Genomic DNA, 8,384 nt, shown 5'->3' on the forward strand with positions numbered 1-8,384 from the left:
TTCGAAATTCGGTGCGACTGGCTAACGCCAGTGGTACGAACTCCTATGGAATTGTTTCGAACTACTTCGTGGTTGGTGCGAACTGCTGCGCAGTTGGTACGACCGGCTTCGCCGGTGATTAGTACCTATGGGCGAAAAAGCGACTGACAACTATCCTAAGCGAAAATGTATGTTGGATACTAAAGATTAGAACAAAAGTTTGAAGTAAGAATTTTGATAGACGATGATATAATTTTTTTATGAATGTGAAGAGGATTTTGATGGGGTTTCTAGATGAACACGGTGGAGTTTTTGTGGAAAGTTTTGAGCTGGAAAAGGTTTTGCGTTCCAGAGGTCTTTTTGATTATTTTTCTTTTTATGAAGCGATTTCTGAGTTGGTTTCTCTCGGAGTTCTTTCCCCAGTCAGGAATTCAGGTTTCAATGGTAGGAATCCTTCGCTGTATAATAAGTACCGTAAGAGAAAAACAGGACTATCTGTAGAAGGCAGAGAATTTCTTGATTCTCTGGATCCTGCCATAGATACTTCCAGGTATCGGAAAAAGCCGGACTTGCTGCATAGGGATAGAGGTTTTCTTGAGCTGCTGGATAGATTTTTGAAAGCTTCTGATAGAGAAAGTTTGAGAGTTCCTTCTTCTATAAATGAACGTTCTTTTGAGATTTTTGGCGATGAGAAGTTTCTTTCCAGCGTGGATGGTCATGCGTTTTTGCAGAATGTTTCGATTTCTGAGGATTTTTTGAATGTTTACCATACCCCTGAACCTTTTTTCTTTTCAAGTAATTCTGCTTATTCCGAAAGAGTGTTCAATGTGCTTGTTATCGAGAACAAGGATACTTTTTATACGATAAAGCGTTGTTTTTTCAGCAATGGATGGAAATTGCTGAGTAGGGATTTTTCTCATCTTGTCTACGGTGAGGGGAAAAAGATTATCAAGAGTTTTGAATTTGCCCGTGAGATTGGTTTGATGCCTGATAATTGTAAAGTGTTTTATTTTGGGGATCTTGACCCTGAGGGGATAAGTATCTTCGAGAGTTTTAGAGAGAGGTTTTCTGATTATAATATTTGTCTTTTCGTTGAGCTGTATGAGGAACTCCTCAATGCGAGTTTTTCCAGAGCTCCAAAATTGAAAGGAAAGCAAAGGGTAAGTGATGAGAGGTTTTCAAGATTTCTTGAGGATTTTCCCAAAGGTGCTTCTGAAAGGATAATGAAGTTGTTTGATTCAAAAAGGTATTTACCCCAGGAGGGGTTGAACTTTGAATTTTTTGATAGGGTGACAGGAAATGGGTGAGTTATCCGGATTTTCTGAGAGAGCTAAGGGTGTTGCTATTTTTCAGCCTTTGCTGGAGCTGAAGAATCTTCGAAAGTATGAAGACTTCGATCTTTTTTCTCTTGGCTTTTCTATCCTTCTTTTTATCATGGAAAGTATGCTGTATAACAGGGAGCGTTGTGGTTATCCCGAGCTTTCGGCCTTTCTCAGGGAACAGGTTTCAATTATTTATCGTAAGATTTTATCTGAAGAGGAAAGCCTGGAATTGGCACGATTCCTCATGGATCATCTCAGGAATAACGGTTCTCCATGGTGCTTTGAATATCTGGATCTGGAAGATGGGAAAACGAAGAAATACAGGTTTCATCTTATTGGTTTAGCTGATTATGACCATGGGTCCCATGGTGGCAGGGATCTTCATTTTAAGCTTACAGATGAGGGACTTGACCTAATTTTTAAGACGAAAGAAATTTATAAGGAGTTAAGGATAAGTATTTCCCAGTTGTATTTCAGGCAGCAGATTGAGCGGGGTGTTTTCGATAAAGCTCTGGAGACTGTCAGGGAACTGTATACCCAGGTTAGAAGCCGTATGGATGAGATGGAGAAATTCAGGCGAAGGATGGTCATGAATATCGGTGGGGTTTTAACAGAAGATTACCAGAAACAGGTGAAAGAAATATATAACCAGCTGGAAAGGGAACAGGAGGTATTCCAGGCTCTTTCTGAATTGGTCAAAGAAAAAAAGGAGGCATATTTGTATGAGAGGCTGGAAGAGATTGAGGAGAAGAATCTTGACCAACTCATTGAGATTTCAAATATGCTGGATATTGTGATAAATGAGCATAGCAAGTTGTTTGGAATCAAGCTTCGGACAGATGAACAGTTCAGGAAAGCCCTGGTAGAGAGCATCAAGAATTTTATACAATCGAAGATCGATTTTAGAAAAGAGGTGCTTGAGAAAGTGATCGCCTCGGAAACCCGGGGTGATGATCTGAGGAAGTTTTTGCAGCCTTTGCTAACTCCAGCGAGATTCCTGAGCTTCAATCCCATGAGGATCTTTATCCCGCAGAAGCTTCAGCGGGAAAGGGAAGGTTTCAAAGAGGAAGAATTGCCTCTGGATCAGAGTTTTGAAATGGAGCTGGAAAGGGAACTGAAAAGGAAAAAGGAGAGAGACAGGAGGTTCAGGGAGTATATTGAGGTTATTTTTGAGCCTTTGAGGTCCAAGAACGATTATACTCTCAAAGAGGTTTTGGAAGGTCTTCCTCAGCAGAAGAGGGAAGAGTTTAGTAATAGAGCTGAATTTTACAGTTTCCTTGTTGGATTGCATCAGCTTTCGCCTGTGGAGTTGAGAGTTGATCCTGAGATCAGGGGTAAGATTTTCGATTCTGAAGATAATCTTCCTTTTCTGCTTCTGGAATATTTTGAGAATCAAAAATTGGATAGTGAGAAAAGGTTCCTCGAGGTTCAGGCAACCTGTGAAGAGCTGAGTTTTGAGAACGGTTGTGTGGTTACCAATTACTGTTTTCATGTTATTGAAGGGGATGAACTGAATGTACGATAGTTATACCAGGGAAGAGGTTGAAGCAGCTTTCAAGATTTATCTTTTGCTGCAGAAAAAAGGAGAGTTGAGAAGAAGGGATTTTATAGACCTCTTCGAAAAGTACAGTAGTAATCCGAAAGTGAGAGATATTTTTGTTAGTGTATTTGAACCGATGGCAGAAGCAAAGATGCTGGAATCCGAAGATGTGCTTTATCTTGTTCCAGAACCAGATAGTGATTATCTTAGTTACAGTAACGAGCAGTTGAGAGAATTGATGCGGCTGGACAACAACACGGAACTATACTGTGCCTATTTTGTGATTTTGTGTTTGCTTTCGGAATTTTTTGGTGCTGATTTTTTGGATGAAGTCGTCAGGGAATATATTTTGGTGAAAGATCTTGAGAGGATTGTTTCAGCTTCTTTTGAAAGTATAGAACCTCGTATGGACGAATTGGAAGTTGATTCGGGGTTCAATTTTAGAGCAGCTTATGAACACTGGAAATCTATGGAGGAATACAGGGAGCTGGAACGGATGAAGGCCAGTAAAACGAATCGATATAGTTTCATTTTGAGGGTTTGCGGTTTTCTTCAGTCTCAGGGGTTGGTGAATCTGATTCAGGAAAGGGAGATATATATCACCCGGAAAACGGAGCTTATAGTCAGGAATTTTTACGCAGGTAAGGAAACGAAGGAAAAGCTTTTGAAGCTGATTGGCGGGAGGCCTTGAGATGCCAAGGATATGGAGAATGAGACTGGTTAATATATGGTACGATGCCGGGAAGAAGGTTTTTGCGGATGAGCTTTTTAATTTTGGAGGTAAGAACACTTTGTTTAACCTGGCAAATGGCGGCGGAAAGACTCTTCTCGTTCAGCTCATGCTTCAGACAGTCCTTCCCAATGAGAGGCTGAATAAGAGACGCCTTTCGGATCTCTTGCAGAACAAGAATTTTACAGGGCATATAGCGATTGAATGGTGTCTGGATTCGGCCGAGGCTGATTTTTTGCTTACAGGTTTTTGTTTTGCCAGGGGAAACGATGAATCGGGAAGGTTGAGGTATTTTATGTACACGAGCCATTATAAGGAAGCGAATCCGTATGATATAAAGCATTTTCCTTATGTAAACGATAAACGTCCCCTCAGCTATGATGAGTTGTTGAAGCTGTTGAAGAATTTGAAGGGAAGTTATTTTAAGGTATTTTACAGTGATTCGAAGAGAAGCGATTATCTTCGGGAATTGAATACATATAATCTCTTTGAGAAAGAGTGGAGACGTATTAAGGAAACCAATAACAATGAAGGTGGAATAGATGATTTTTTCAATAGTCTTCAAAGTACAGATCAGCTTCTGGATAATCTTTTGATTCCGGTAGCTGAAGAGTTGTTCTACGATAATCCAGGGGAACAGAAAGGAAATCTGGTAGAGGCTTTCAACAATCTGAAGAATAAGCTTTTGAATATTCCGGAAATGGAAAGAAACCTGAAGGATTTGGCACTTGTAAGGGAAAAGGGGCAGGTGCTTCTTGATGCTTTCAAAGAACGTGAAGACGCAAGCAGGGAGTTTGAGGAGCGAAAGGTTAATCTGGCAATGTATTCTAATTCTCTTGAACACTGGCGTAACAGCGTCGTTAAAGAGCTCAATGAGATTGACGAGGAATTGAAGAGTATAGAGAGAGATGAAACGGAAAACAGATATCTTCTTGAGTCAGTGAAATACTCCAGAGAGTATGCTCTGGTTGAGGAAAAGCGAAAAAAGCTTTTTGAGGTCAATTCTAAAAAAGATGAACTCTATGAAGTGATTCAAAAAACCAAAAGGGAATTGAATCTTTCTAAAGCTGTGAATCTTTGGTTTGAAAAGAATGATCTGGAAGCAAAGAATAGAGCTTTGAATGAAAGTATCGATAATATGTATCTCGGAAAGGAAGAGAAACTGGAAAAGCTGCTGATTTACGCAGCTACTATTTATCAAAGGTTGAACGAAGAGATAGAGAAACTGGAACAGAGACTTGGGGAAGTTGAAGAAGAAAGGATTGAGAAAGAGAAGAAAAAGAAATTTGTTCACGAAAGGAATCAGGAGCTTAACAGGAAGAAAAACGGTATTGCGGTGGAAAAGACAAAGCTGGAAATGAAAATAAAGGAAAAGAATAGGTTTTCTGATTTTTTGTTTGATCATCATAAAAACGAACACTGGCAATTGTTGCCGGATGTTGCTCTGGAAGAGTTGCGTTCGAAGTTTAGCAGACTGATTGAAGGGTTAAAAAATCTTGAGGTTCAAAGAGACAAGCTTGAAAGGGAAAGAAAAAAGATTCTTGAGGAGCTGGATGGGTTAAAGATCAGAAAACCCGAGTTGTTAGCGAGGATTGGAACTATCGACAAGGAGATACAGGGATACAGGAAGAAAAGGAAACAGGTTGGGGAAGTTCTAAGAAGGCATGAGATAATTTATGATGATCTTTTTAAGGAGAAGTCTCTGATAGAACTTAAGCTTGAGAAGCTTCAGAAAGAGCTGGAAGAGGAGGGTTTTGTCAATAAGTCGAGTCTTCAGGACCTCAGGAATCAGCTTCAGTTGATTGAGAGATACGATTTTTATGTTCCTTCTGAAGAGGTTATAAAACTCAAGAAGTTTCTGGAGGATTCCGGCGTTTCCTGTCGAACAGGCCCTGAGTGGTTGAAATTGCAGGGGGTGTCGGTTGAGAAAAGAGTACAGTATTTGAAAAGATTTCCTCTTTTGCCTTTTTCTTTGGTCGTAGTCAAGGAGGAATTTAATAAGCTGGCGAAGCTTTCGATTGATGTCGAGGAATTTGCCAGTTCTTATCCGGTTCCTATCATCTTTTTGTCAAAGGGTTCGCTGGAGTTAGTTGATAATAGGCGACTTTTGGAGATATTTGAAGGGCAGTATATCTTCTGGCAAAAGGCTCATGAGTATGCTTCTTCCCGGGAATCTCTGGATTTTGTTGCGGCTGAACTTGAAAGCAAAATTGAAAGGGTCAAAGAGGTACTTAGCAGAATAGAGAGTTCAATGGAGAATCTTAGAGGTACCATGGAGATTGTACACGCATTTTTTGCTGATTATGCAGAGGATCTGGAGAGTTTAAGGTTGCCTGAATTAGAGGAGTTGAAGGCTGAACTTGAGACTCTAAAAGACAGGGAACATGAGTTAAAACGAGCTGCAATTTCGACAGAAGAGCGTTTATCTGAGATTGCTGACGAATGGAAGAAATTGGATTCGGAAAGGGCAAATGTTGAGGAACTCATCGTTAAGTTCGAAAGATTCATTGAACTCAAGAAGCAGGCTTATGAGGCAGATAGAAAATTGCGAAAACTCAGAGAAGATGAAAAGGCGATAGACAAAGAACTGGAAAACAACAATGTCACTATTTCAAAATATGATGAAGAAATCAATGAAAAACATGCACTTAAGGCAATTCTGGATAAGGATTTGTCGGATCGTCGGAAAGAAAGGGAGTTTTACAGGGAGAAGGGAAAGGGGCATAAGCCTGTCCCGTTATCTTTGACAGAGGCTCTAGACTCATATAAGAGACTGGAATTGGAACTTGGAAGCCATAGTGCAAGTATAAAGCAATATGAAGAACGAATAAGAGAGAATATCAAAAGGATTGAGTTTTTGGAAAGGAAGCTGTCTAAATTCGGTTTTTCAGAGACAGATTTTGTAAAGTTCACTATGGTTGTTCCGGATATTCAGATAGAAGCCCTGGAAAAGAAACTCGATGAATTAGAGAATGAGCATACCGGGTTGAGGGAAAAGGCTTCCGAGATTAGTGGGGAATTGGGGGAAAAAGAGAGAAATATTGAAAACATGAAAAAGCGTATCGTTTCTGAGTATTCAAAGGAACCAATGTTGCTGGAAGAACCTGATGAACAAGAGGAAAGGTCGAGCGAGAATCTAATAAGACTTGATACAGACAAGAAACGATGGATGGATATAAGAAAGGAATCTGAAAGGTTTGAAAAGTTGCTAGGAGAGCTTATTGCAAAGGTAAGTAATAGCATGATGCATTATAAAGTTGACAGGGTGAATGAAAGAATTACAGATCGTAGTTTGAAGGAGATCAAGGAAAAGATCAGCGATGAGGTTGATATGGTGATTGATTCTCTTGGAAAGGTTTTTTCGCAACTGGAAGAATCGAAGGAGAGGGTTCGGAATGCCGTTGGGAATTATATGGCCGTGTCAGGGGAGGTAAACAGTGATATTGTTGCCGGGCTTTTAAGCAAAATAACATATGAAGACTATTTTCAGTTCTCCTATTCTGAGATAAAAGAAACTTTTGAGTATTTATTCGGACAGATTTCGAAATATGAGAAGCAGATTCGCGCTGAGCTTGCTCAAAAAGACAAAGACAAGAAGCAGTTTGTGGAAAGCTGTGTAAGGCAAACAAAGAGACTTGCAGAAGAGATAGAAGCTATTGATTCGTCGTCGTATATAGATTATGCAGGTAAACGTTGGAAAGCAGTGCAGATAAAGCTTGACACCTGGGATTTGCCGGATGTAAATGCAAAGATGGAAATTTACATAAATCGTTGCATAGAAGAATTGAAGACTATTCCTGATGAGAAAACCCAGCAACTTGATTATATTAAGAGTAGACTCTCTTCGAAAAATCTTTTGAATGTCATTACAGATTTGCGCAAATGCAAGGTCAGAGTATTGAAACCCGAAGCTAGAGCGGAGCATTCTACGTTGCAACCCTGGGATTCGATACAGAAATGGTCTGGTGGAGAGAAATATGCCGCGTATGCTGCTATGTTCATCGCTGTGATAAGTCATATCAGGAAGAAAAAGAGTAATCTGAGTAAGCCGTGGAAGGTACTGATAGCTGATAATTTATTTGGAAAGGCTTCGTCAGCCCACATACTTGAATATGTCTTCCAGATTTTGGAAAAAAATAGGGTTCAGCTTATTGCACTTACTGATCACACCAAGCAAACGATTTATAATTATTTTCCGGTGGTTTACAGTTTGAAGCTAAGGAGTTATTCAAACAGAGATTATGTACTCTCAAGTTTGGAGAAGGGGTATTATGATATAGCTCCTCTTGAAGAAGAACTCCGTTCTGAGAGACAGGAGAGTTTGTGGTAGCGCGTCTGAAAAAACATGAGAATTCGAGATTGGAGAGAGCGAGGAAAAGCAGGACACTCGTGGAGGCAAAGGCTTGCAGACGCTGACAAATGATAATACGACGCTTGCAGGCTGTCAATTGATGGAGCGACGATAAAAGACAAGACGTTGTGGGTTGTAGGTTGTGCGTGAAAACACATTGACACCGAGTTACGAGTATATCAAAAGCCGAGTTACGAAATTCGAGTTGCGAGTGTATCAATAGGGTGTCACGAAAAAGGGTGGGTCTTCCGAATGCCAATGGCGGTACCGTTAAAATAGCCCAACACAAGAAAGGAAACCCAAACGAATGGTGCTATAAGAAATTACAAAAACGAGATTGGATTTGGTCATTTTGGCATACAACCTTCGTGTTTTGTTCAATATCTTGAACAATAGCCCTCACAGAAAGCTTGCTGATATTGTTGATTGTTACTGATTTTTGAGACACCCTAAGTGTATCAA

4 protein-coding genes are annotated in these 8,384 nt (G+C 40.1%); all 4 read left to right on the top strand.

Features of this window, described 5'->3' with window-relative positions:
- The first annotated feature begins 374 nt into the window (after positions 1-374).
- The 4 genes from J7K79_RS03760 (at position 375) to J7K79_RS03775 (ending at position 7,901) form a co-directional block, all read left to right on the top strand.
- Positions 375-1,286, top strand: a complete 912-nt coding sequence (locus tag J7K79_RS03760) for a Wadjet anti-phage system protein JetD domain-containing protein (RefSeq protein ID WP_296905326.1) — start codon at positions 375-377, stop codon at positions 1,284-1,286.
- A 136-nt stretch (positions 1,287-1,422) separates the two neighbouring features.
- On the top strand, positions 1,423-2,826 hold the full coding sequence (locus J7K79_RS03765; RefSeq protein WP_296905328.1) for a hypothetical protein: 1,404 nt from the start codon (positions 1,423-1,425) through the stop codon (positions 2,824-2,826).
- Entirely contained in the window at positions 2,816-3,532 is a 717-nt protein-coding gene (locus tag J7K79_RS03770; protein WP_296905330.1) for a DUF6063 family protein, read from the top strand. The genes J7K79_RS03765 and J7K79_RS03770 overlap by 11 nt, the downstream gene beginning before the upstream one ends.
- 1 nt (position 3,533) lies before the next feature.
- Positions 3,534-7,901 (top strand): hypothetical protein, encoded by a 4,368-nt coding sequence (locus tag J7K79_RS03775; RefSeq protein ID WP_296905333.1) that lies wholly within the window; start codon positions 3,534-3,536, stop codon positions 7,899-7,901.
- The last annotated feature ends 483 nt before the right edge of the window (positions 7,902-8,384 follow it).

The sequence above is a fragment of the Thermotoga sp. genome, assembly GCF_021162145.1.
In the GTDB taxonomy this organism is placed as follows: Bacteria; Thermotogota; Thermotogae; order Thermotogales; family Thermotogaceae; genus Thermotoga.

Coding starts and splice junctions, on each gene's coding strand:
- J7K79_RS03770 (WP_296905330.1), top strand. CDS start 2,816: ATGTACGATAGTTATACCAGGGAAGAGGTTGAAGCAGCTTTCAAGATT.
- J7K79_RS03775 (WP_296905333.1), top strand. CDS start 3,534: ATGCCAAGGATATGGAGAATGAGACTGGTTAATATATGGTACGATGCC.
- J7K79_RS03765 (WP_296905328.1), top strand. CDS start 1,423: ATGCTGTATAACAGGGAGCGTTGTGGTTATCCCGAGCTTTCGGCCTTT.